Origin of the sequence: Microcoleus sp. Pol14D4 (genome assembly GCF_036701245.1) — a bacterium.
Taxonomy (GTDB): Bacteria; Cyanobacteriota; Cyanobacteriia; order Cyanobacteriales; family Microcoleaceae; genus Microcoleus.
On sequence record NZ_JAUBQM010000036.1, the window covers coordinates 36,633 to 60,477 of the forward strand.

Annotated in this window: 22 protein-coding genes; 13 read left to right on the forward strand and 9 right to left on the reverse strand. The window is 45.9% G+C overall.

Translation table 11 applies throughout. The features are described 5' to 3' along the window. Positions 1 to 113: 113 nt before the first annotated feature. Together QUA33_RS14820 and gor are read right to left on the reverse strand one after the other, a co-directional pair. A complete protein-coding gene (locus QUA33_RS14820) occupies positions 114 to 650 on the reverse strand; it encodes an opioid growth factor receptor-related protein (protein WP_333149218.1) in 537 nt (178 codons plus the stop codon). Between the two features lie 99 nt (positions 651 to 749). Then, positions 750 to 2,093: a glutathione-disulfide reductase gene (gene gor, locus QUA33_RS14825; protein ID WP_333149219.1), complete on the reverse strand. Its 1,344-nt coding sequence runs from the start codon at positions 2,091 to 2,093 to the stop codon at positions 750 to 752. A gap of 523 nt (positions 2,094 to 2,616) precedes the next feature. Here gor and QUA33_RS14830 point away from each other — a divergent pair. From QUA33_RS14830 to QUA33_RS14840, 3 genes are all read left to right on the forward strand, one after another. Continuing rightward, entirely contained in the window at positions 2,617 to 5,880 is a 3,264-nt protein-coding gene (locus tag QUA33_RS14830; protein WP_333149220.1) for a HEAT repeat domain-containing protein, read from the forward strand. A gap of 112 nt (positions 5,881 to 5,992) precedes the next feature. Then, on the forward strand, positions 5,993 to 6,736 hold the full coding sequence (locus QUA33_RS14835) for a Uma2 family endonuclease (protein ID WP_333149221.1): 744 nt from the start codon (positions 5,993 to 5,995) through the stop codon (positions 6,734 to 6,736). 323 nt (positions 6,737 to 7,059) lie between these two features. Continuing rightward, the gene (locus QUA33_RS14840; RefSeq protein ID WP_333149222.1) at positions 7,060 to 7,824 is read left to right on the forward strand and encodes an ABC transporter ATP-binding protein; all 765 of its coding nucleotides are present in this window, start codon (positions 7,060 to 7,062) and stop codon (positions 7,822 to 7,824) included. 181 nt (positions 7,825 to 8,005) lie between these two features. Here the strand turns inward: QUA33_RS14840 and QUA33_RS14845 are convergent, their stop codons facing one another. From QUA33_RS14845 to tadA, 3 genes are all read right to left on the reverse strand, one after another. Further along, complete coding sequence (locus QUA33_RS14845) at positions 8,006 to 8,362, reverse strand: hypothetical protein (protein ID WP_333149223.1); 357 nt, start codon at positions 8,360 to 8,362, stop codon at positions 8,006 to 8,008. Positions 8,363 to 8,564: 202 nt separating this feature from the next. Beyond that, entirely contained in the window at positions 8,565 to 9,293 is a 729-nt protein-coding gene (locus QUA33_RS14850; RefSeq protein ID WP_333149224.1) for a lysophospholipid acyltransferase family protein, read from the reverse strand. 283 nt (positions 9,294 to 9,576) lie between these two features. After that, entirely contained in the window at positions 9,577 to 10,077 is a 501-nt protein-coding gene (gene tadA, locus QUA33_RS14855; protein ID WP_333149225.1) for a tRNA adenosine(34) deaminase TadA, read from the reverse strand. 78 nt (positions 10,078 to 10,155) lie between these two features. On the opposite strand from tadA, the gene QUA33_RS14860 reads away from it, so the two are divergent. Further along, positions 10,156 to 10,752: a TerB family tellurite resistance protein gene (locus QUA33_RS14860; RefSeq protein ID WP_333095745.1), complete on the forward strand. Its 597-nt coding sequence runs from the start codon at positions 10,156 to 10,158 to the stop codon at positions 10,750 to 10,752. Positions 10,753 to 11,055: 303 nt separating this feature from the next. Continuing rightward, positions 11,056 to 11,889 carry a 1,4-dihydroxy-2-naphthoyl-CoA synthase gene (menB, locus tag QUA33_RS14865; protein WP_333095756.1) on the forward strand — a complete coding sequence of 278 codons (834 nt, stop codon included), beginning with the start codon at positions 11,056 to 11,058 and terminating at the stop codon, positions 11,887 to 11,889. Positions 11,890 to 12,118: 229 nt separating this feature from the next. Here the strand turns inward: menB and QUA33_RS14870 are convergent, their stop codons facing one another. Next, positions 12,119 to 12,421, reverse strand: coding sequence for a hypothetical protein (locus QUA33_RS14870; RefSeq protein ID WP_333149226.1), 303 nt, complete (start codon positions 12,419 to 12,421; stop codon positions 12,119 to 12,121). A gap of 578 nt (positions 12,422 to 12,999) precedes the next feature. Here QUA33_RS14870 and QUA33_RS14875 point away from each other — a divergent pair. From QUA33_RS14875 to QUA33_RS14885, 3 genes are all read left to right on the forward strand, one after another. Next, a complete protein-coding gene (locus tag QUA33_RS14875; protein ID WP_333149227.1) occupies positions 13,000 to 14,214 on the forward strand; it encodes a transposase in 1,215 nt (404 codons plus the stop codon). Positions 14,215 to 14,274: 60 nt separating this feature from the next. Next, positions 14,275 to 15,501, forward strand: a complete 1,227-nt coding sequence (locus QUA33_RS14880; RefSeq protein ID WP_333149228.1) for an SPOR domain-containing protein — start codon at positions 14,275 to 14,277, stop codon at positions 15,499 to 15,501. A gap of 144 nt (positions 15,502 to 15,645) precedes the next feature. Next, positions 15,646 to 16,350 (forward strand): PspA/IM30 family protein, encoded by a 705-nt coding sequence (locus QUA33_RS14885; RefSeq protein ID WP_333149229.1) that lies wholly within the window; start codon positions 15,646 to 15,648, stop codon positions 16,348 to 16,350. A gap of 54 nt (positions 16,351 to 16,404) precedes the next feature. Here QUA33_RS14885 and QUA33_RS14890 read toward each other — a convergent pair whose 3' ends face one another. Next, entirely contained in the window at positions 16,405 to 16,581 is a 177-nt protein-coding gene (locus QUA33_RS14890) for a hypothetical protein (protein WP_190274389.1), read from the reverse strand. A gap of 70 nt (positions 16,582 to 16,651) precedes the next feature. Between QUA33_RS14890 and QUA33_RS14895 the strand changes: the two genes are divergently transcribed. After that, positions 16,652 to 17,437 carry a PspA/IM30 family protein gene (locus tag QUA33_RS14895; protein WP_015176249.1) on the forward strand — a complete coding sequence of 262 codons (786 nt, stop codon included), beginning with the start codon at positions 16,652 to 16,654 and terminating at the stop codon, positions 17,435 to 17,437. A gap of 509 nt (positions 17,438 to 17,946) precedes the next feature. Then, positions 17,947 to 18,237, forward strand: coding sequence for a hypothetical protein (locus tag QUA33_RS14900; RefSeq protein WP_333149230.1), 291 nt, complete (start codon positions 17,947 to 17,949; stop codon positions 18,235 to 18,237). Here the strand turns inward: QUA33_RS14900 and QUA33_RS14905 are convergent. After that, on the reverse strand, positions 18,200 to 18,547 hold the full coding sequence (locus QUA33_RS14905; protein ID WP_333149231.1) for a hypothetical protein: 348 nt from the start codon (positions 18,545 to 18,547) through the stop codon (positions 18,200 to 18,202). The genes QUA33_RS14900 and QUA33_RS14905 overlap by 38 nt on opposite strands. Before the next feature lie 255 nt (positions 18,548 to 18,802). Between QUA33_RS14905 and QUA33_RS14910 the strand changes: the two genes are divergently transcribed. After that, entirely contained in the window at positions 18,803 to 19,045 is a 243-nt protein-coding gene (locus tag QUA33_RS14910; RefSeq protein ID WP_333149232.1) for a hypothetical protein, read from the forward strand. Between the two features lie 584 nt (positions 19,046 to 19,629). Here the strand turns inward: QUA33_RS14910 and QUA33_RS14915 are convergent. Next, complete coding sequence (locus QUA33_RS14915) at positions 19,630 to 22,443, reverse strand: chloride channel protein (RefSeq protein ID WP_333149233.1); 2,814 nt, start codon at positions 22,441 to 22,443, stop codon at positions 19,630 to 19,632. Positions 22,444 to 22,701: 258 nt separating this feature from the next. Here QUA33_RS14915 and QUA33_RS14920 point away from each other — a divergent pair, with 258 nt between their 5' ends. Further along, the gene (locus QUA33_RS14920; RefSeq protein ID WP_333149234.1) at positions 22,702 to 23,001 is read left to right on the forward strand and encodes a DUF4058 family protein; all 300 of its coding nucleotides are present in this window, start codon (positions 22,702 to 22,704) and stop codon (positions 22,999 to 23,001) included. 361 nt (positions 23,002 to 23,362) lie between these two features. Then, on the forward strand, positions 23,363 to 23,806 hold the full coding sequence (locus QUA33_RS14925) for a DUF262 domain-containing protein (protein ID WP_333149235.1): 444 nt from the start codon (positions 23,363 to 23,365) through the stop codon (positions 23,804 to 23,806). Positions 23,807 to 23,845 lie beyond the last annotated feature (39 nt).

The following is a 23,845-nucleotide window of genomic DNA, read 5'->3' on the forward strand; positions in this document are numbered from 1 at the left end:
TACAGCAGATTGTGGGTCGTGGGTCTGAACAAGTTCTCCGGCCCGTTCAACAAAAATTTAATTTTTTTGTGGGGCGTATGGTTGGCTATGGCGGCAAGTCGCCAATATAAATTCTAACTATTTACAGCTTTTTTCCAATAAGTATAAGTTTCTAAACCAATACTTTCTTTCTCTTCATTATAAATCTCATCTAAACACTTGAAAAGAGCTAAAGCGTAATTTTTTAATCCTAACTCGGTCAAACTTGTAAGAATCCTAGTCAGCCGCAAGTAATTGTGATTAAATTTTTCAATCCACTCTCTTTTTCTTGAGAAATATTCGGCGGATTTGGCAATTACAATTTCTGCGTTTTCCCCTGCCCGGCATTCCAACCCGTAAAACGCCAGCATGACTTTGAACGAATGGAGTAAGCGATTTCTCAACTCTTCAGTTGTTCTAAAAGCTTGAATCACCTCATCATTTAAAGTCGGAGCAGTAGAATTAAAGCGACTCTTTTCCCTCAGCGGAAACAGCCATTGAATGTAATTGTGCACAGATTCCAGCTTCTGGTAATCCCACGACCAAATATGCTCTATCGCCCGACCTTGTGAATCAGGCTGCTGACCGAGATAGAATGCTAAAATTTTGTTTTGTTGGGTTGAATTACTCATTGATCTGCTATACAAAACATCAAAAAGATGATATTCAGTCGGTTTTAAGCGAGTTTAGCTATTAGCCAGGGGTTTAAACCCCTGGCGGCTTCGCGGGCTTTACCGCAAAGTAACAAACTCTTCAGCAGTTGATGGGTGAATGCCAATAGTCGCATCGAAGTCTTTCTTCGTAGCTCCCATATTAACAGCGATCGCCATTCCTTGAATAATCTCGCCGGCGTCTTTCCCAACCATGTGCACGCCCAAAACTCTGTCAGTATTAGTCTCAACAATTAACTTGACAAAAGTTTTCTCGTCTGCACCTGTCAAAGCGTGAAACATTGGCCTAAACTTGGCTGTGTAGCACTTAATTGAGTCGGGGAACTTTGCTCTAGCCTGGACTTCGTTTAAGCCGACTGTAGCAGCTTCCGGCTGGGAAAATACCGCCGACGGCACATTTTCGTGAGTGATTGCTCTGGGATTGTGGCCAAACTCAGTATCTGCAAAAGCGCGTCCTTCGGCGATCGCAACTGGTGTTAAATTAATCCTGTTCGTGCAGTCTCCTACTGCAAAGATGTGCGGCTGACTGGTGCGGCTGTCTTTGGTAACTGCGATCGCACCTTTATCTGTTTCTACTCCCGCATTTTCTAAACCCAATTTTTCTAAATTAGGCTGACGCCCGGTAGCGCACAACAGCGCGTCTACTATTAGCGTTCCTTCGGATGTTCCCGACAGAGTTAACTTTAAGCCTTCTGGGGTTTTCTCAATGTGGTTGATCGAGCTTTCTGTCAAAATGTTTATTCCGTGCTTAATCATTCCTTCTTGCACGTTGGTGCGAATTTCTGTGTCAAACTCGTTCAAAATTAAGTCACGGCGGATGATTTGAGTTACTTCGCTTCCCAATCCGTTCATAATGCAAGCAAATTCTACGCCGATGTAGCCTCCTCCCCAAATTGCCAACCGTTTTGGCTGCTCTTTTAGTAGGAAGATTTCGCGAGAGGTAATCGCGTGTTCAATGCCGACAATTGGGACTCTTTGCGCTTCTCCGCCGACTGCAATTAAGATTTTAGCTGCGGTAAATTTTTTGTCACCAACTTCGACGGTATGGGGGTCAATAAATTTGGCGTATCCTGAGATTAATTCGACTCCGGCTTTTTCGAGGAAGCTGATGTGCAGTTTGCTCAGCCGCCGCACTTCAGCGTCTACGGTGGTGACGAGTTTTTCCCAGTCGAAACTGCTTTTTACTGGACTCCAACCGTAGCCCACCGCATCTTCATAAAGGTGCGAAAATGTTGAGGCGTACACCATGAGTTTTTTGGGGACACAGCCGCGAATTACGCAGGTTCCGCCTACTAAGTCATTTTCGGCGATCGCCACTTTTGCGCCGTAGGAGGCTGCTCGCTTGGAACTCGCCAATCCGCCGGAACCCGCACCTATCACAAACAAGTCGTAGTCGTATGTCATAATTGTCTGTACCTTTTTATCGCCAACTTACCAATTTTACGGTTTACTTTTCTTAATGATATCTCAAAAATTTTTTGTTTTTTTTTGGGGTCAACTACTTTACTTTTTGCCCTTTACCAGGTATTATTAAATAATAGAAATCTGTGAGTTAATATTAAATTGCCCACACTCCCATTATTAGAGTATAGCACAAGTGATCGACAAAAAAAATATTAAAATTTTACTCTTTTGAGAGCGCTTCCAAGAAGGAAAGACCTAATTGTCGATCGCTCCTTCTACCCGAGTCGAACTGCCGTAAATCCCTGTAAAAAAGCGCAACTTTGATGCTCTTCCCGATTTTTAAGGGGTAGTAGGGGGCAACAATCAGGCGGGATCGGGACTAATCGCAGCGCAGCGATAGAAAACTGATACTACCCTAACCTATCGGGGCAATCACGGGAGATTACCCTACAGTTTTTGAGAATTTCATCAATCCTTGATAATTGCTATATTATAAACATAAATTAATTTTCGGGCTAGCTTTATGATCGATTGGCTTGTGATCTGGGGAGTGACGCAAGGAGTGGGCATTCTCGTTCAACCCATCTTAGAAGACTTGATCAAAGACGGCGCGAAGGATTTTGCTAAAGATTTTTTTAAAGATTCCCTGAAAAACGTCTTATTTGGCGAAAAAGACCCCCGACAAGTCGCAGCGGGCAAAGCAATCAAAAAGTTTTTGGAGTTGGTGGAACAGCAGTTGAAAATTGGCGGAGTTTCCCCAGAGCAAAGAAAGCGGTATATTAAAGATGTTAAACAGTTTATCAATAACAAGTCTGTTAAGGAAATTTTGGGCAAGGCTTTTGAGAGCGATCGCAAATCTCTCGATGCAGAACTTCTCGAACAAACCTGGACTCAACTAAATTTAACTTCTTTACCAGCAAGATTTAAGTGGCAAACCATCGCCAATCAGTATCTCAAAGCAGCTCAAGAAATTCTCTCTGACTCAAAAGACTTGCGCGATATCTTGAATGCTCAAAATCTGGATAGCATTCAGAAAAATACTCAAGAAACGGCGGGAATTATCCCCGATTTTGACTTGAGGCAATATCAAAAAGCTCTGTGCGAGCGTTACAGCAATCTCAATTTAAGCAGCGTCGATCCCAATACCTACGATTATCGGGAAAAACTGAAAGTTTGGCAAATCTTTATTTCCCAAGATGTGCGATCGATTTACGAATCATTTCTGCCCCAAGCTTACGAAATTCCTAAAGAACATCAACGGCGGCTGCAAGACAGCAATCAATTAGACGCGCTCGATCTAGAAAATTTAGAGAAATATCGGCGCGGTTATTTTTCTCAGCCGATCGTATCCGTGTTAGATGTTATCAATGACAAGCAAAAGTATCCCTACATTGTTATTTTAGGCGATCCGGGTTCTGGCAAGTCTATTCTGTTACAATATTTAGCATTAGAATGGGCGAGATCGCCCTTAAATAGCGTGACATCTCTGCCGATTCCGCTGCTAATAGAATTGCGGACTTACCTTCGCAACGGGGAATCAGGAGATTGCAAGAATTTCCTCGAATTTTTCCATCAAAGTCTGGGTTCAATTTGTCACTTGAATCAGCATCAATTGCAGGAACAGCTTAAAGCAGGCGACGCTGTGGTGATGTTCGACGGGTTAGATGAAATTTTCGATCCAGGAAAACGAGAAGATGTAATTACGGCGATTCATCGGTTTACCAATGAGTATCGCGGCGTGCGAGTGATTGTCACGTCTCGGATTATTGGTTACAAACCTCAACGCTTGCAAGATGCAGGGTTTCATCACTTTATTCTCCAAGATTTGAATGCGGAACAAATTCAGGATTTTGTTCACCGCTGGCACGAATTAACTTTTACTGATACTGTGGAAAAAGCGCGGATTAGTGAGCGCATGAAAAGAGCATTAGCGTATTCATCAACGATTCGAGATTTAGCGGGTAATCCGTTATTGTTGACGATTATGGCGATTTTAAATCGCGGGCAAGAATTGCCGAGAGACAGGGCGGAACTTTACAATCATGCTTCGCGGGTATTGCTTTATCAATGGGATGTGGAAAGGTCTTTAGTAGAGGATAGTAGGCTCGATCCGAAAACAATTGATGCTAAAGATAAGCAAGAAATGCTGCGTCGAGTCGCTTACGAAATGCAAGCAGCACCTGAAGGGTTGGCTGGCAATATTATTAGTGCGGAAGATTTGGAGAATACCCTGACAGCATATCTAAATAATAAAGGTTTCGACCGACCGAAAGAGCGGGCCAGGTTGATAATTAATCAACTGCGAACTCGCAACTTTATTTTATGTTATTTGGGTGCGGATACTTATGGGTTTGTGCATCGAACTTTTTTGGAATATTTCTGTGCGTCGGAGGTTGTATATCGATTTGAAAAAACGCGCCAACTTTGTTTAGATGAGTTGAAAACCGAAGTTTTTGGCAAGCACTGGGATGATGAATCTTGGCAGGAAGTTTTGTGCTTGATTGCGGGATTGATTGCTGGAAAGTTTACAGGGAAATTGATTGAGTTTTTGATGGAACAGGATGGGGTAGCCCAAAAGTTCAACCATCTGTTTTTGGCGGCGAAGTGTGTGAATGAGGTGAGGGATAGAAAAGAGATTGCTTCGGTGGAGAGTCAATTGCTTAAACGCTTAAAAGAGTTAACCAAGTACAACTTCAAGTACCATTATAAGCCCGATGGAGACAAGGCACATCTAGTGAAGGAAATTCGCACTCAAGCAGTAAGTGCGATCGCCTTTACTTGGAAAGATGACCCGGAAACCTTACCTTGGCTCAAACAACGCACTCAATCAGACCATAATTGGGATGTGGGATATGCAGCAGTCCAAGAATTAGCACGGGGGTGGAAAGATGACCCCGAAACCTTACCTTGGCTCAAACAACGCGCTCAATCTGACCATAATTCGGCTGTGCGACGTGCAGCAGTCCAAGAATTAGTACGGGGGTGGAAAGATGACCCGGAAACCTTACCTTGGCTCAAACAACGCGCTCAATCTGACCATAAATGGGATGTGCGACGTGTAGCAGTCCAAGAATTAGCACGGGGGTGGAAAGATGACCCCGAAACATTACATATCCTCAAAGAATGCGCTCAATCTGACGATAATTGGGATGTGCGCTCTTCAGCAGTTCTAGAATTAGCACGGGGGTGGAAAGATGACCCCAAAACCTTACCTTGGCTCAAACAACTGGCTCAATCAGATGATAATTGGGATGTGCGCTCTTCAGCAGTCCTAGAATTAGCACGGGGGTGGAAAGATGACCCCAAAACCTTACCTTGGCTCAAACAACTGGCTCAATCAGGCCATAATTCGGTTGTGCGACGTGCAGCAGTCCAAAAATTAGCACGGGGGTGGAAAGATGACCCCAAAACCTTACCTTGGCTCAAACAACTGGCTCAATCAGACCGTAATTCGGTTGTGCGACGTGCAGCAGTCCAAGAATTAGCACGGGGGTGGAAAAATGACCCCGAAACATTACCTATCCTCAAAGAATGTGCTCAATCTGACCATAATTCGGATGTGCGACGTGCAGCAGTCCAAGAATTAGTACGGGGGTGGAAAGATGACCACGAAACATTACCTATCCTCAAAGAATGCGCTCAATCTGACCATAATTCGGATGTGCGACGTGCAGCATTTCAAGAATTACTACGGGGGTGGAAAGATGACCCCGAAACATTACATATCCTCAGAGAATGCGCTCAATCAGATGATCCTCCAGGTGCACAACTCTCCCTGTTTTCATAGGAAAAGTTGACCGAACTAGAGAATTTGTAATCTAAACAAAAAAAGTATTCACAAATTATGCTAGTTCAAAAATAGTATAATTAATATCAAATAGTTCTCGGAGACAACCACTATGCAAGTCACGATCGAAGAAATTATTTATCCATGCAGCGACGGTCAACCAATGGCAGATAGCACAATACAATACAAATTAATTGTCAAAATCAAAGAAGGTTGCGAATCGCTGTTTAAAAACGACCCAAACGTGTTTGTAGCAGCCGATTTACTGTGGTATCCAGTTGAAGGTAGACCAGACATTTCTCAAGCACCGGATGTCATGGTAATATTTGGTAGACCAAAGGGCGATCGACGTTCCTACCTGCAATTTAACGAAGATAATATTGCTCCCCAGGTTGCGTTTGAGATTCGCTCTCACAACGACAGACAAACCAAAATGTACAAAAAACTTTCATTTTACAATCGCTATGGAGTCGATGAATATTACCTTTACGATCCCGAAAACAACGATTTGAGCGGTTGGCAAAGAATTGAAGGAAACTTAGAAATAATTGAGCCGATGGAGGGCTGGGTAAGTCCGAGATTGGGAGTGCGATTTGAGTTGGGCGAAGCAGGGTTAGAAATATATCGACCCGATGGACAAAGGTTTCTTTCCTATGCGGAATTGGAGGAACAGGGGGAATTAAACCGCCAGCGTGCACAACAAGAAGCTCAAAGAGCCAAACAAGAAGCTCAAAGAGCCGAACAAGAATCTCAAAGGGCCGAGCAAGAATCTCAAAGGGCCGAACAAGAATCTCAAAGGGCCGAACGTTTGGCAGCAAAGCTGCGCGAATTGAACATCGATCCTGAGAGCATTTAAGCGACAAATTGTTTAATTTAGGGTTTACGCATCAAGACCAAAGAAACCGGGTTTTTTATGATTTTTGCGCGCTGTAGCGAATGATTTTCGTGAAAAAACCCGGTTTCTCACCACCCTTGTGCAAGTCCCATAATTACCACTTGTCCGACTTGTTTAAAATCGCGAAGCAATCTCTATTCTTCGACATTGGTTCACTCCAATCCGCTGCATTTGCAAAGACGCCTGATACTGAAATTAACCTCCAAACGATCGCCCTTCCACCCGCGAAAACCGATAAGAAGTGTTAAGTTAGTAGTTAGTTGTGTCGATCGCACAGAAAAAAAATGCCTGAACTACAAACCGATACATACCAAGACCTCGACCCGCAAGTCCTCTCAAAGCCCGTTGTTGTCGGTCTGGAAGAGGTAACAAAAGTTTACGGGATTGGCGACCTGGAAGTTCGCGCCTTAAACGGCGTCAGCTTGACCGTAAGACAAGGAGAATATTGCTCGATTATGGGCGCGTCTGGTTCCGGCAAATCTACAGCTATGAATATTATTGGCTGTCTCGATCGACCTACGAGCGGCAGTTACTACTTAGACGGCGTAGATGTCGCCCAAATGCCCGAATCAGAATTAGCCGGAATTCGGAATTTAAAATTAGGTTTTGTATTCCAACAATTTCACCTGTTGCCTCAATTGACAGCCTTAGAAAATGTCATGTTACCGATGGTTTATGCAGGCATTCCCGCAGCAGAAAGACGCGAACGGGGAGTAGAGGCTTTAACAAAAGTAGGCCTGGAAAGTCGGCTGCAAAACAGACCGAATCAACTATCAGGAGGACAGCAGCAGCGGGTAGCCATTGCCAGGGCTATTGTCAACCGTCCCGTGTTGTTGCTGGCTGATGAACCTACAGGTGCATTGGATACAAAAACTACTCAAGAAGTAATGGATATTTTTACCGAATTCAACGAAAGCGGCATGACTGTTGTTATGGTAACGCACGAACCCGAAGTAGCGCGCCAAACTCGCCGCGTTGTCTGGTTCCGGGACGGTAAAGTTATTCACAATAATCTCAACCCCGAAGAGCTTTCACACGCGGTATTTTAGTATAAGAGTCTGCGAAAAGCGAAAAGAAAATTGGGCGATTGAAATCGCTTCTAGACAAACGAAGTCCGCCTACGCGGACTGAAGAATCAAGAGGGTATCAGTCCTATGCAACAGGACTTTAGCTATTAGACAGGGGTTTTCAACCCCTGGCGGACTAATAGATAAAACGCCAGATATCTACTTAATGAAAAGCACTGGGAAAAGCTTCCCAAACTCGATCGACAAAATCTCTAAGTTGCCGAGATGCGATCGCACCATCCTTTTTTTCAGCATCCAGAGAGTGCAACTCGGTCAATAGTGAAATTACCTCAGTATCTAAAGCCGCCCGAAACAAGCTCAGCGGCCAAAGCAAATCAGCACCATCTCGCAAATCGGATAAAGTGTATTCTGCCGAAAAATCCTTCCCCGACGCCGATACAACTAACATCAAAGGGCGCACCCAACAAACTTGACGTGCCTCAACCACTTGGATTACCTCGGAATGCAGGCACGCATCTCCACATTCTAAACTAACAATTTGACCAGGCTTAAAGTTCAAAGCACAACCCATTAATCCTGACTTTTAATACATATATAACCAAACAAAACAAGTGGTACAGCTCTCGACAGCACCATACAACATTATATCATAATTCCTTCTTCCTTCTTCCTAACATCCGTTACAGAATCCGTTGCCGAACTTCCTTCTTCCAGATATCCGTTACATCCGTTACAGAATCCGTTGCCGAACTTCCTTCTTCTCAACTTTCATCAAGCTTTTTAAGATCCATTTCGAGCTGGGCACTCAACAATCGTGCTTCTTTTTTACCACCGCCACCATTGGCATAATCCGCCACGGAAATCGGAGCACCGATCGCAATTTTTACGTGAGAACCCCATTGAGGAATGCGCGGGCGATAGCGGATACTCATCGGTACAATTTTCACCCCCAAACCCGGTTTGCTCAACTCTGCTTGCATTGCCAAACGCGCCAATCCCGGCTTAATCGGATGAACTTCGCCATCCTGAAAAATACCGCCTTCGGGAAAAATCACCAACATTTCCCTGTCGAGGAGTAGTTCCACCCCATAACGGAGACTGCCAATTGCCGGATGCTTGAGATCCACAGCAAAACCCCCCAAATGTCTGATGAACCAACCTTGCAGTCCTTTGACCTCATCAGCAGTTACCATAAACCGCAAATCGCGTCCAGTCACCTTCTGTCCCGTTGAATAGGGCATCATCAGGGCATCCCACCGGGAGCGGTGCGTAGGGGCTAAGATGACAGGCCCGTCTTTCGGCAAGTGCTCCTGTCCGGTTATCTCAATCTTGCCAAAATGAAACGGTAGGACAACATAGTGACCTAGCGGATAGAGCAAGGAGGTTAACCAAGGAGAAACGCGAGAGGTATTAGATGCTACCTTGGCAGGCATTGGCTTCACTAGAGATGATTTACTGGACTCAACGGCGATCGTGGCGGTGTGGGGCATAGCAATTAAGCTGCTCTCTCGAGATCTCAAGTCTAAAGTAAGTGATTGGACAAATCTTTAGTTTTTGGGTCGGGACAGTTTTGCTATTGGCCTTGTACCGATCGAGCGATCGCGCCCGCAAGAGATAATCTCTAACAGATAAAACCTCAGCCAACCGGACAGCACCAATACAAAGTAGTCGGCCGCCTGGAAAGCTCGATCGGGCAATTACGGATCTATTATTTCAGCTAAAGGGTCAATTTTGATTAAACCTCGCCCCGAAGAAAGTAAAAAATTTTACCTGTTAATTTTTCCGGCGCCCTTCAAACCAAGAAAGCAACTGATCGCGGCAAACAGACTCCATAATACCGCCGAGCACCTCTAAGCGGTGACACGAATGCGCGCTATCGGGAATATTAGCCGCAGTCCGAATCGTGCCAGTTTTCGGGTCATCTGCTCCGTATACCAGCAGGCCAATCCGAGCTTGGACGATCGCACCAGCGCACATCGGGCAAGGTTCCAGTGTTACATACAGCGTGCATTGGTTCAGATGCCAGTCTTGCAAAACTTGGCCGGCCGCCCGCAAAGCCAAGATTTCAGCGTGAGCAGTCGGATCGCAGTCTCGCTCTCGCCGATTTTGCGCTTCAGCAATCAATTTGCCAGTACCGTCAACAATGGCAGCACCCACGGGTACTTCACCGGCATCACCGGCTGCTTGCGCCAATTCCACAGCCCTAGTCATCCAGTGTTTGTGAATAAAATAAGTAGTATCACTAATAGACAATGGCTCAGTTTTAGAATTCACGTCATACCTACGTAACAGAAAAACTTAAGATCGAGAAAGAAAGTTACATCACAGCTTAATAGAAAGTCATTTTTAATTATGGACACCACGACGATCACCACTGAAATTGTTGAGCTGTTGTGCCGCATTAGCCGGCAAAAGCTGCGCGAACAAGATATCACTCCTTTGGTAGTGTTTGTGACTGCTCTAATTTCCATCCTGCGCGGAGTGATGATTATTGACAGGACGATCGCAGTTGAAGAAGAAGAACGGCTGCAAAAGACTCTCAAAGCCTTTGCCAGCGGCGACCGCGATCGGGTAGAACTAATTCAGCGCCTTGTCAAAGGAGTATCCAAACAGCAGGTTTACTTCAACCCCACGGAATTGCTAACCCTGACAGCTTTGTTCTCAGAATCAGAAAAACTGTTGCTTATCGGTTCCGGCTACGAAATGTCAGCAGCCGACGGGCACATCGATATGCGGGAGCAAATGTACTTACAGTCGATCGCAAATCGGCTCGGCCTCGACTCCAGACACATTGCAGTCCTAGACACTTTATTTACTAAAGAAGGGACCCTCGACTCAGAAGCTTTTGGCGAAGTTCAAGCTTTACTCGATCCCAGCGAATTCGAGTCCCGCGATCCGGTATTTGGCAAAGCAGCAAAGCACTTGCTGAGTATTTTACTCCGCAAATAATCCAGCGCAAATTTTTGGGCAGTACAAAGTAGTGAGAGGATTTCGAGGATTTGACGGTGTTTCCATTTGAGATGGGACTTGGGCGCTCTTACCCTCAAAAACCGGGTTGTTTAACCCCTACCAAGAGCGCTGCACGGCGTATCTCGATCAAAAACCTGGTTTCTGCCTAAGTCCCGCTTTATTTTTTTTGCAAGAGTCGATCGACCCTTGTATCCCATTGAACCGAATGCCTCTAAAATCTAAAAGCGACTTGTCGCTGCCTTGATTGACCCAGCTCAATCTCAAATCTCAAATTGATTGATTATGCAAATTGAATGGCAAACCGCCAAAACCTACGAAGACATTCTCTATCACAAAAGCGGCGGCACCGCCAAAATTACCATCAATCGACCTCACAAACGGAACGCTTTCCGTCCCAAAACCGTGCTGGAACTGTGCGATGCCTTTACTGATGCCCGCGAAGACACAAAAATCGGCGTTGTCCTGTTCACCGGTGCGGGGCCTCATACAGACGGCAAATACGCCTTTTGCGCCGGCGGCGACCAAAGCGTGCGGGGTACGGCGGGATATGTAGACGAAGGTGGCATACCCCGCTTGAACGTGCTCGACTTGCAGAAGTTGATTCGCTCTATGCCCAAAGTAGTAATTGCTTTAGTTGCAGGCTACGCAATTGGAGGGGGTCACGTTCTCCACTTAATTTGCGACTTGACGATCGCTGCTGACAATGCTATTTTCGGACAGACCGGTCCCAAAGTCGGCAGTTTCGACGGTGGTTTCGGAGCTAGCTATCTCGCCAGAGTTGTCGGCCAGAAAAAAGCCAGAGAAATTTGGTTTTTGTGTCGCCAGTACAGCGCACAGCAAGCCCTAGAAATGGGTTTAGTCAACTGCGTCGTGCCCGTCGAACAACTAGAAAGAGAAGGGATTCAGTGGGCTGCGGAAATTCTCGAAAAAAGTCCGATCGCGATTCGCTGCTTGAAATCTGCCTTTAATGCCGACTGCGACGGTCAAGCCGGTTTGCAAGAACTGGCGGGAAATGCCACTTTGCTGTACTATATGACGCAGGAAGGCGCCGAAGGCAAACAAGCCTTTTTGGAAAAACGGCAACCTGATTTTAGTCAATATCCTTGGCTGCCATAGCGGGATGGAAAAATCAGTTTTTTTATGCGCTCATATTAAAGTAGATACTGCTGATTTTTATGAGTTAGTAAAGCCAAATGCACCCGATCGTCCAAAAGTGTCAGTATTGATACCAGTTCCCAAAAAGAATGAAACTGCTTTGCCAGATCCAAACCATGATAATGATCGGTGATTCCCCTATCGAAAATCGAAAATCGAAAATGGTATGAGCAGCAGGGCAGCCGACGAACTAAACCGAGACTGCTGCTGCGGTTTTTTCGGTTAACGTTGTGCCTGTAAGCTGGCAGGCATGACGCTCAGAAAGAGTGAGGGTGGCATCCTGCAGCGTCACAGTGGGTTCTTGCCACAGTCCAATTTCTTCTATGTTTTCCCAAGATGACCTAAAAGGCGAAACTGCTAAAGCACAAGCTTTCCAGTGACTTTGAACCGGCCCGCCTAGTAAAGCGCAAACACCCCCGCGTCTGCCTTCAGGGGTATAGTGACGGCAGTGACCACAAGCTGAAGTTAAAGGTGAAGTTAATGAGGTTTGCATAAAAGTTCTTAGGGAAATCATTTTCATCTCTAATTCTCCTTTGTAGAGCTAGCAGGTTTTAGAGCATCCCAACCTTTATGCTGTCTGGGTTGTAGCGATCCCCGAAGCATAATTAAATTTTATAATTTATTTATAATCTCGTTATATATAGAAACAATTAGCTCGGTGCTTGCTCATTGTATAGGTAAAAACAAAGGTTAAAAGTTTATAAAGCCGTTAGGGATCAAGAAAAAGTACAAATGCCCGAAGAGTATGAGAGGTTACAAACAGGCGGTAGCTTAGAATACAAAAATTCGCTGAGAGTGTCGCTAAGCAGCCTCTGGAAAACAGCAACAATTAAGTTTTCAAATGAAAATGAAAAATAGCTGCCGGCGATCGACAGGAGGCGATCGGGTCCCTGTTGCATAGACACCAAAAGTAGCTAATCATAAAATAGGCAAGTTTTTAAGCTTCTTCTCTATATCTACCAAAATTTTGGGGTGAGAGCCTCGCCCATAAGCGGGCTATTTTAATTGGTTCTAAGAAATTCTTAGACGATTTGTAGACTTGCTGTATGCTAAGTCAAGGAGGTGAAGCAAGTGTTTAATTTGACGTTTGAATTTAAGTTGAAGCCCACAGCGACACAAATAGCAGTTTTTGAAGATTGGCTAGAACAGTGCCGCAAGGTGTACAACTATGCCCTAAGAGAACGCAAAGACTGGTACAACTCACGCAAATGTCAGATCAACTCTTGCTCCATTGGCTCCGAGTATATTATTCCTGCTGAGGAGCCTAGACCGACATATTCAAGTCAATGCAAGGCTTTAACAGCATACAGGAAGACCAGCCCCGCATTGCAGCGAGTCAACGCTCAGGTGTTGCAACAAACGCTGCGGAGATTGGAAAAAGCTTTCGTCAGTATGTGGGAGCAAAATCACGGGTTTCCTCGGTTCAAAAAACAGGGTGCTTTGAGGTCTTTGAGTTTCCCACAGTTGGGTACAACTTTCCATCAAGGCAACCGCTTTAAATTGCCTGTAATTGGCTCGATAAAATTTTGTCAGTCACGTCCCATCCCCCAGGGCGCAATCATCAAACAGGCTCGCGTCGTTAGACGGTCTAGTGGCTGGTATATAATGTTGACTTTGCAATGGGATGTCTCAATTCCCGATATCATTCCTCACGGCAATCCCGTAGGAATTGATATAGGGTTGACTAATTTGATTTCAACTTCTAACGGGCTTTTAATTAAAAGAACGAGGTTTTTTGCTGACGCAGAACGCAAGCTTAAATTGCTGCAACAGCGCGTTACTAGAAAAAAAATCGGGTCAAATAATTGGAAAAAGGCTCAAAAAAAAGTCGCTTTGCTGCATGAATACGTGGCAAACGGCCGAAAAGACTGGCATCGCAAGTTGTCACATCAAATCTGTGATGACGCGGGTATGGTGTTTGTCGAAGACCTTAATCTGGTCGAACTGAAAACGGGGATGTTAGGTAAGCACTGCTTAGATGCTGGGTTTGGGCAATTCTTCAACATATTGGAGAAAACTTGCTTTAAGCGCGGTGTGTATTTCCAGAAACTAGATGCTAAAAAGACTAGCCAAATTTGTCCCAATTGCCTTAACCAAACAAGCAAAAAAGAGTTATCACAACCAACTCACTCGTGTCACAATTGCGGCTATACAACCGACAGAGATGTTGCAGCCGCACAAGTAGTTCTCAACCGAGGGCTTGCAGCCGTAGGGCATACGGTCAAGATGCTTGCCGAGGGTAAATTCATTGGAATCCCTGCGAAGCAAGAATCCCCACGCCTTTAGGCCCGGGAGTGTCAAAATCAAAACATTAAAATTAATTCAGAGGCGGTAGGAGTTTTGCTAATGAGTAAGCGTTCTTCGGTTGAATCCCCAAATCATCAATCCTCTTCAACCCCAATCAACCCTGCTTTGCAAGCAGTCCTGGGGAGTCTAGATGTAAACCTAGAAGCAGAACTGACAACATACAGAAGGCACAGGCGGCGGGCCGAACAGTGGGTGTCGCCCTCAGTTCGTACCGGCAAGCAAACAGCCACAACCGAGCAACAGCTAGCCCAAAATTTGGCGCCGGAGACTGCGGAAGAAACCCAGCAGCCGCTATCGCTGCCCCTATCCCTTGCCGGCACTCAGGGCGATGCCCCGCTAGCAACTACCAGGGGTGGCACAAAATTATCTAGCAGTGCTTTCGCACCCAACAATTATCTCGAATCAAGCGAAAAACTGATCGAAAGTTTGGACGAGTCAAAAGCTGAGCCTGCGGTAGAACGCAGTTTAGCCGCCAGTTTGTTAACTCCGTTGGGACTGAGTTCGATGCTGCTGTTTTTGCTGTCGTGCACAGCTTTGGGCTATGCAGTCATGTACCCGTCAAATCTAGTTAAGATGGTCGGCCTGAATCGTTTGCTCGATCGCACCTCATCCTCTCCAAACGACAGTCCCGCCTCTACTTCCATCTCAGATACCAGCACCAAAGAACTGCCGAAAGCTCCAAATCTGGTATCCAAAGAATTTGTCGAGCTAGATTTGAGCACTCTCAGCAATGTCCAGCCGACAGTCAGCCCGATTCCTTCCCCGTCACCAAAAGCATCAATCCCGCCAACTCCGCCAGCGCCTCCGGGTCCCAGCGGGGCTGTGCCAATTCCTACAGAAGACGGCAACCCGGCCAGAGGCAGGGAACAAGGACTCAGCAATCTGAGTACGGCTTTGCTTCCCACTCCCAGCCCCAGTGCCGCGCAGCCAGTGCCGACTCTGCCGACACTGCCTCCAACACCCTCCCCAGCCCAGCCTGCCGCCGCATCCCCGGCGACAGCATCCCCGGCCGCCGCATCGCCAGCCGCCGCATCCCCGCTGGGAAGGCCTGCACGGGCCGCTGACGGTTTTTATTACGTTGTCACCGATTACACAGGCGAAAAATCGCTGCAGCAAGCCAGAACCGCAGTTCCAGATGCCTACGTGCGGAACTTCTCAAAGGGTGTCAAGATCCAAATGGGGGCTTTGAACGATCCTGCCTCAGCAGAACGTTTGGCGAAAGAACTCCAAGAAAAAGGGGTGAAGCCACAATACTATCAGCCATAAATTAGGTAAAGGGTGAAAAACTTTAACTAAATTGTTAGACAAAGCTAGACAATGAGGAATGTTTTGTCTAACACAAAATTGGTTTTGTAATTGTCAATTCCCAGTCCTAAATCTAAAATTTAATAAAATCGGGAGACTGGCAAAATGGGATTATTCGATCGCCTATGGCGAGTGATTCGAGCCAATATTAACAGTTTGGTCGGGGCTGCAGAAGACCCCGAAAAAATTCTGGAACAGGCTGTAATGGATATGCAGGAAGACTTAGTGCAGCTCAGACAAGCTGTCGCAGGAGCGATTGCAGCTCAAAAACGCACCGAACGCCAGTGTTCCCAAGCTGAGTCTACAGCCGCAGAATGGCATCAGCGGGCGCAGCTAGCTTTGCAAAAAGGCGAGGAAAATTTGGCGCGGGAAGCTCTGACGCGCAAAAAATCTTATCAAGAAACGGCAACGGCGATGAAAGCCAGTCTCGGGCAACAGAACGCTGTTGTGACTAAACTTAAAGAAAATATGCGGGCGCTCGAAAGTAAAATTTCCGAGGCAAAATCTAAAAAAGATATGTACATTGCCCGAGCTCGATCGGCCGCGTCGTCGGAAAGGCTGCAAGAAATGATGGGCAATCTGAGTACCGGCAGCGCTTTGAGCGCGTTTGAACGGATGGAAGAGAAAGTCATGCAGCTAGAAGCTCGCTCCGAAGCAATCGCAGAACTCGGAACTAATGATTTAGAAAAGAAGTTTCTCTCTCTCGAAGGTGCCGACGATGTGGATACCGAGTTGGCGGCGATGAAAGCACAAATGCTTCCGGGCAACAATACACCCAAATTGCCGTCGGGCGAGCCGCCCGCATCCTGAACTCCAAGCAGCAGAACAATAGTCGGGACGAGCAAAAACTTCTCAACAGCCTAGCTAGAGATGGCTCGAAGCCTGTTGGGGAATTCCCGGATCGACGTTAAACTCAATAGATAGGTGCATGAATAAGCTTGCCTGCATCGCATTACTCGATCGCTTTAAACTGGATTTATCTGTCTGCAAAAATTGCCAAAAACTAAATCGCACTAAAAATCTGACAAGAGTGAATTTCACAACTGCGGGCTAGGGCTATCAAGCCTGCTTTCCGCCTACTTCGTACACCTCACCCAGGAAAAATAGCATTATGGGATTATTTGACCGCATTAGCCGAGTCGTCAAAGCCAATCTTAACGATCTGGTCAACAAAGCTGAAGACCCGGAAAAGATTTTAGAACAGTCCGTTACGGATATGCAGGAAGACTTGGTGCAGTTGCGTCAGGCCGTTGCCAGCGCGATCGCAACTCAAAAGCGCACCCAGACTCAGTACAATCAAGCTGAATCTCAGTCTAACCAGTGGCAGCAGCGCGCTCAGCTAGCCCTGCAAAAAGGAGACGAGACTTTGGCCCGGGAAGCGCTAGTTCGCAAAAAGTCTCACGCTGAAACGGCGGCTACGCTGAAAGCCAGTCTGGATCAGCAATCGGCTCAGGTGGAAAGTCTCAAGCGCAACTTGATCGGTTTGGAGAGCAAAATTTCTGAAGCTAAGACTAAGAAGGATATGCTCAAAGCGAGGATATCGGCGGCTAAAGCTCAGGAACAGCTCAACAATACCATTGGCACCTTGAATACAGGCAGTTCAATGGCGGCTTTCGATCGCATGGAAGAAAAAGTTTTGCAGATTGAAGCTCGCGCGGGGGCTTCGGCAGAATTGGCAGCCGGCAGCAGCAATTTAGAGGAACAGTTCCGCTTGCTCGAAAGCGGTGGTGATGTTGACGACGAGTTGGCTCAGATGAAAGCTCAACTGACCGGGGGTTCTGTGTCTCAAGGTCAATTGCCGGCTGCGGGTAAAACGGCAGCAGCTAGTAGCTCGGAGTCGAGCCCGGTGATTGACGCTGAGTTGGAAGAATTGCGATCGCAGCTCAATAAAATGTAGTAATCTCTATCAAAATTTACCTATTTCTCAGATCGCAGGTTTGATAGAATGCTCCGCCGACCTACAGGGCTAGCTTGGGAGGTCGGAGTTTTTTTGGTAATTTTTGACTACACAAAACAGAAGTGATGTCAACTATCTTTATATTGACTTAAGAAATTAACTCTTTAAAAAGTGATAAAGTAATTTTATTTCTTGCAAGAAGTCTAGCTTGGGAGGTAAGAGTTTTTGAGCAATTTGTCATTACACAAAACAGGAGTGCTGTCAACTATCTTTATATTGATTTAAGAAATTAACTCTTTAAAAAGTGATAAAGTAATTTTATTCCTTGCAATTGCGTCGGTCGCGCCCGATCGTAAGTGTAAATAACTATCAAATATTGCTAACCTGTCATGCCCGTGCAATTTTCTAGAGGCTTTTGTAAAATCAAGTTTTTCAAGGCATTAGCACTTGGTTTTTCAATTGCAGCTATTTGTCCCGCACTGCTATCAGCTCTAAGTGTTAACGAGTCGATGGTTGCTACCGACTCAGGGGTGCAAGCGCCCATTTTACAGGATAATTTACTGTCTCAATTAAAACTAAATCAAGAAACAGCAGACGATCGCGATCGGCTTCGTGATTTATACTCGGGTTCAGAATTAGATAGAGGCAGTAAAGAGCAAGAAAATAGCATCCCGGAGTTTGATCGATCGACCCAAAGTGAGCCTGCAGAAACTCTCCCTCAATTGCCGAACCGAGGAGAAAATAGACACGAATTTCCGATTCCTAACCCGCGGCTGCCAAATCCGGCTCCTCTCCCATAACCCGCAACACCAAAGCCCTTGCCTTCAGGCGAACCGCTTTTGCCACCTGCTGTTCCCCCACTGGCACAGCCTGCAGAATTGCTAAGATTCCGGGTACGATAAAAGTCGATCGATGGGAAGTAGTTGGCAGTTGATTTACCGCGAGCCGATCGTGCAAAATCCCAGAAAAGAAATCGCGATCAATATTGGTACCTGCAGTCGAGAAAGCGATACATCTTTGCTGCGAAAGGATTTTCCACTGTCGCCGGAAGCAGATAATCCGGATAGAAATCCGGTTGCGGTGCTGAGGCTGTTTCAGGATTTTACTCAAAGGGGAGAGATGTCTTGGCGAGGCGATCGCAGTTCACTCTGGGAATGGCAGCATTGGGCGCTAAGGTGAGCAGCAGCAGCTCAGACAGTCAATTTTTGACTTGGCAGCGGTCAATTGCAGTACGTGCGGTGGTTGGCTCGTGAGACGCTGCTGGGGGCGGTGATGTGAAATTGGCTGAGGCAGAGCTTTTGGCGATCGAACCATTCGGTATAGGAGGCTCAGACACATTGCCGGGCTACCGTCAGGATGCAATGCTTGCCGATAATAGCGGGATTTTCTATTCAGGCGAGTTGCGGTATCCGATGCAAGCGCACCGACGACAAACAAGGAGTTTTGCAGGTGACGCCGTTTGTGGATTTTGGCAATGTTTGGAACCCCAGGGAAAGCGCGGTTTTGGAAACTAATAGTTTGCTGTCAGCGGGATTGCACCTGCGCTGGCTGTACAGCCAAAGGTGGAATGCTCAGCTTGGGCTGGCGAATTCCTTTGATTGGTATTAAGTCGAGCAATACGAGTTTACAAGAGCGCGGGCTGTATTTTTTTGTAGAATTCAAACCTTTTGAGGAAAGCAGTCGTTTTGTCCTTGGCGGAACTGAGCAATTTCGCTATATAGTAATAATTATCATTTGGCACTCATCGTTAGGTGCCAAAAGTGTATTTTACTGATAATTTTTCAATAAAACTATGTCTAGGGTACGGTTGCTGCTTTTAAGTTCTTTTGCTGCAGGTTTTGGGCTTTGCTCCATCATTCTGGCTATGTTTACGATGACTTCCCGGCTGTCGTTTACCTCTTTTTTTACCTTTGTTTTAACTTTGGTTTTTTTTGGAATTAATCTGCTTTTTGCTTTGCATTATTATACATCACTTACTAAGCAATTGAGTGTTAAAAATAAAAGGAAAGCGAGAATTTAGCTGTTGTGAAGCAGAAGCAGAAAAAGGCATGGATAGTTTTTTATGAAATTTGAAGGGAATTCAGGAAAACGCCTCCGGATTAGGAAAACTATCTAGCTGTAAGCCATAATTATTTAAAGTCTAATTATTTAGGAGGTCTGCCTGGAAACAAGACTAAAATAGTATTAATTTGCTAAGAAGCCGATCGCACTAAAATGACTGTACAGTCGCACCCCCGCGCCACAGATTCCGGAATGTTCCCGTGAATCACCTGCTTCAGCAGCCCTTCCCGGCTAGCTCCCAGGACGATCGCATCGCACTGATCGTTCTGAGCCAAATCAATTAAAGCATCCGAAACCGATTTAGCGCAAACCGAAGTCGCTATTATCGAACAGCTAACCCTGCGCTTGATAAACTCCGCTGCTTGCTTTAATTCCCCCCTATCTGGTTCTGCAACAGAAGGCTGGTGAACCTGACACAATTTAATCTCCGGTACAGCACTTGCAGCCACCAAAGCAGGTAGCAGCCTCAAAGCTGCAGCTTGCTTGTAACCGCCCCGAATAGGAACCAACCAGCGGTGCAAACCCATCAGGGTGTGCAGTCCCAATTCTGGCCCTGGAATGTCTGAATTCGGCGGGGAAAGTTCAGTCTCTGGAGTCGCTGATGAATCTGAGGATATCGCAAATTTGGGATGATCTGCGCCGTCAACTCTTTCGGGATTTAAGTCGCATTCTATAGACGCATATTTCCCCCCGTTAAGAGCGGTGGCAAACTCATTTTTCTTGCGGTTTGCTAATATTTTTTCGCTCCATTTAACCAAAATAACCTCGCAGCCGGCTTGCCTAATTACGGTATCGACCACATCACCAAAAATGCGTCCAGTGGTGGATGTTTCGCCTTGCCATCCCATCAAAATTAAATCGATATGTCGCTCCTTAATTGTCTCTAAAATCGCGTGAGGTACGTCATGAGCTACCCGTATTTGGGTGTGTACAGGCAAGTTCCAATTGCGAATAATTCGTTCGGCTTGTTGCAGCAGGCGGCGGCTTTTTGTTGTCCGCACTGTGGTTTCTGAGGGGGAACTGTTGCGCGGTACTAAGATGATTTGCAGGCATTCTAATTCATAATTACGATCGCGCGCGATCGCGGCCGCCAGCCGCAGCAAAGCGGGTGCTGTTTGGGGGTTGGAAAGCGGCACTAATAAGCGGCCGTTTCCGACTTGCGGAGCTCTGGTTTGATAGACAACATAGGAAGGTTCTGGATGCGGGCCCCGGGTTGTTTCTCCGCTGAGGCGATCGGATTCAACTCGGATAATGTCGCTGCGGGTAATAATTCCCACCAAACGCCGACCTTCTACGACTGGTAAGCGGCTGATATTGTAGTTGTTAAGCCTGTACAATACCTCGCTTAAAGTATCGCTTGCTTTGACTGCGATCGGCTGTACAGTCATAAATTCTTTGAGCAGCGAGTTGCCGGACAAATTGCGCTCGCGGGCATTTGCCAAATCGGTTTGACTGACAATTCCGACTAATTTGCCATCTTCAACGACTGGAAATCCTCGGTGGTGCGATCGCGAAAAAGCCTGCATCACTTCATCGAAAGTCAGCAAACTCGAAAGAGTTTCAACTCGGCGCTGCATCACGTCATCTGCGTACAAGTCGCTCAAAGTATTGCTTGCAGCTTTTGTTTTTGTCAGTTGAATGCCGTTAAACTCCAAAAGGTGAGTGTACAGCGAGCCACTCTCTACCTTTTCTGCCATTAAATAAGCAACTACAGAACAGATCATCAAAGGCAGCACTAATTTGAAATCCGCCGTAATTTCAAACACAATTACTACCGCAGTAATCGGTGCTCTAGTAACCGCGCAAAAAAATGCTCCCATTCCCGCCAAAGCGTAAGTTACCGGCAAACCTACGCCCAGGGAATCTGCCTGCACAATGCCCACCATGTGACCTAGTGCAGAACCCATAACTAGGGAAGGGGAGAACAATCCTCCCGGAGCTCCAGAAGCGGCGGAAATAATTGTCAGGAAAAAATGAGCTATAAAAGCAATTAAACTCGTTATTCCGCTTGCTTCCCCGGTCAGCAGAAACTCTCGCAAACCCGTATTGTTGCGGAAAGTTTCTGGGAGGAGAGCTATTACTGAACCGCAGATGATACCAGCTAGAGCCACTCGCGCGGGCAAAGCTAATTTGAGCGATCGCCTGTTAAATTGCAAGCTAGCAATAATCCCTTTGGTGAACAAAGCTCCCAGCAATCCCGCTAAAACTCCTAACAGTATATAAAACGGGATTTCCTGAGCATCAAAACTGGTTTGGTACGCGCGAAGGTTCAAACTTAAACTATCGCCGCCCAAAAGCTGCGAGACAACTGCACCGATAAATGAAGCGATAATTGCAGTCCCTAAAGTCAATCCCGAAACGTCGTGCAGCAGTTCTTCAACTACAAACAAAACTCCTGCAATGGGAGCATTGAAACCAGCCGCCAATCCCGCAGCAGCACCGCAAGCAATCAATTGTCGGCGGTAATCTGGAGAAGTAGGCATCAAGTGACCTATCCAGCCGGCCAAAGATGCTCCTATTTGCACAGTCGGGCCTTGCCTTCCTAAAGTTAAACCGGAACCAACTGCTAAAATTGTGGTCAGAAGTTTGGCTACAGCTACTCGCAAATCTAAGGAAAGATTGACTCCGCCGAGAGCAGCTTTGACGTGAGGAATGCCGCTGCCTGCAGTTTCGGGAGCAAAACGCTCAACCAAGAAACCTGTCAGCAACCCGCCGAATAAACCGACGCCCGGCAGTAATATCCAAGCTGGAATTACTGTCGAAGTAGCAACTCGCCAACTGCCGAGCCATCCAACTCCTGATTTGAGCAAAACGCCAGCCAGTCCTGAAATTAACCCGATCAGACAAGCTTCAAAAATAGCGAGGCGTTTCGGCCGTAAAAAAAGTTGAGATTTGATGACCCTGGAAGGTTCCCTAAGTTGTTTAGGGATAGTTATATACGGCATAAATAGCGTAGATGGCCTGATAATTGTCTGCTCGATCGGACTATAGCAAAAAAAATGGACAAACGCACCAAAAACAATAACTCGCTCGGGGCTTAGAAAAAGAAATAGTTAAGACGTTACATAGGGAGTAAGGTGTATAGAATATCTTGGGAGGTTTAGATGTTCTGCGTCCGTCCTATATAGAAATTTAACTAACCCTCTTTGTCTCTAAAGGATTTAGGTTTATTTAGGCAACTATAATATTACTGGTTTTCAAAATTGATCGCCTTCCTAATTATTGAACTTGAACCCGAAACTGCAAACCATGACATTTGTCATACGCCATCGGACTACCGGATTTTGGTTAGTCGGGCTAATCTCGGTCTCGAAGCTGAACTCTACCCATTTAATGTGCGAGAATCGATTCCCCAATTCTTGTTTTCTTTGCAGTCAGGAACTCAACAGCCTGTGGCGAATCTATCTAACGTCTTGAAACAGGTTTACGAGGAGGCAACTGTAGACTTTGCGATTGATTATTCAGTGCAGCCTGTGCCAGCCCTGGACGATAGGGATTTTTAATGAGTGCAGTCATTGATAAAATTGTAGGACAGCGACAAGGAGTCTGATCGCAAATTTCCTTTATCGTAGAGATAGAGAAAGCTAGCATGACCCACCTTGCTGCTCATTGTACAGTTGGGGAGGGTCGAATGAGCGCACGAACCATTCCTGACCCAAAGACAAGACCAGCCCTCCAAAGTAAGTGCTCGTTCGCCTCTGGTTGAAGCATCCACCATAAATGATATAATTGAGGAGCTTACGAATTGCATCCGATTGATGTGGTCGGGTTGCTGGCGATCGCCTCTCTTGCTAAAATGAAACCGATTAAATAAATAATTAGGAAATCTTTCAAAGTATGTCTAATCGATCCCCCCGAAAAACCGTGTCTTATGTTCAAAAAGAGCTGTCAATCCGAAGTGAAACAATTCAGAGAATTTACAATTTTTATATAAATAACCTTTTTTACGTAAATAGACGATATCAGAGAAAACTTGTTTGGGCGATTGAAGAAAAAAGAACATTTATTGATTCTATTTTAAGAGGGTTTCCAGTACCTATAATATTGCTAGCTGAAGTTGAAAGAGAAAAAAATGCCGTCTTTGAAATTATAGATGGTATGCAAAGATTAAACGCAATTACTTCTTTCATAGAAGGGGAGTTTGACTATGAGGGCAAGTTTTTTGACTTAGCGACAATGGTAGAGTCAAAATCTCGTCTAGATCAGGAGAAACTGGTTCAGCAAACACCTATTCTCGAGAGGGAATTCTGTGAAGTGATTGCAAGTTATGTGGTAATTGCTCAACTAGGGGAAAAAAGGGAGCCATGAAGAGAGAGGGCTTTTTGAATAGCTTGATAAGCAGTTAAG

What these genes read in the sequence shown, in the direction of transcription:
- QUA33_RS14870 (WP_333149226.1), bottom strand. Translation starts at nt 12,421, where the DNA reads ATGCAAACCTCATTAACTTCACCTTTAACTTCAGCTTGTGGTCACTGC.
- QUA33_RS14915 (WP_333149233.1), bottom strand. Translation starts at nt 22,443, where the DNA reads ATGCCGTATATAACTATCCCTAAACAACTTAGGGAACCTTCCAGGGTC.
- QUA33_RS14850 (WP_333149224.1), bottom strand. Translation starts at nt 9,293, where the DNA reads ATGCCCCACACCGCCACGATCGCCGTTGAGTCCAGTAAATCATCTCTA.
- QUA33_RS14820 (WP_333149218.1), bottom strand. Translation starts at nt 650, where the DNA reads ATGAGTAATTCAACCCAACAAAACAAAATTTTAGCATTCTATCTCGGT.
- QUA33_RS14900 (WP_333149230.1), top strand. Translation starts at nt 17,947, where the DNA reads ATGGTTGCTACCGACTCAGGGGTGCAAGCGCCCATTTTACAGGATAAT.
- QUA33_RS14895 (WP_015176249.1), top strand. Translation starts at nt 16,652, where the DNA reads ATGGGATTATTTGACCGCATTAGCCGAGTCGTCAAAGCCAATCTTAAC.
- QUA33_RS14840 (WP_333149222.1), top strand. Translation starts at nt 7,060, where the DNA reads ATGCCTGAACTACAAACCGATACATACCAAGACCTCGACCCGCAAGTC.
- menB (WP_333095756.1), top strand. Translation starts at nt 11,056, where the DNA reads ATGCAAATTGAATGGCAAACCGCCAAAACCTACGAAGACATTCTCTAT.
- QUA33_RS14885 (WP_333149229.1), top strand. Translation starts at nt 15,646, where the DNA reads ATGGGATTATTCGATCGCCTATGGCGAGTGATTCGAGCCAATATTAAC.
- QUA33_RS14880 (WP_333149228.1), top strand. Translation starts at nt 14,275, where the DNA reads ATGAGTAAGCGTTCTTCGGTTGAATCCCCAAATCATCAATCCTCTTCA.
- QUA33_RS14830 (WP_333149220.1), top strand. Translation starts at nt 2,617, where the DNA reads ATGATCGATTGGCTTGTGATCTGGGGAGTGACGCAAGGAGTGGGCATT.
- gor (WP_333149219.1), bottom strand. Translation starts at nt 2,093, where the DNA reads ATGACATACGACTACGACTTGTTTGTGATAGGTGCGGGTTCCGGCGGA.
- QUA33_RS14860 (WP_333095745.1), top strand. Translation starts at nt 10,156, where the DNA reads ATGGACACCACGACGATCACCACTGAAATTGTTGAGCTGTTGTGCCGC.
- QUA33_RS14835 (WP_333149221.1), top strand. Translation starts at nt 5,993, where the DNA reads ATGCAAGTCACGATCGAAGAAATTATTTATCCATGCAGCGACGGTCAA.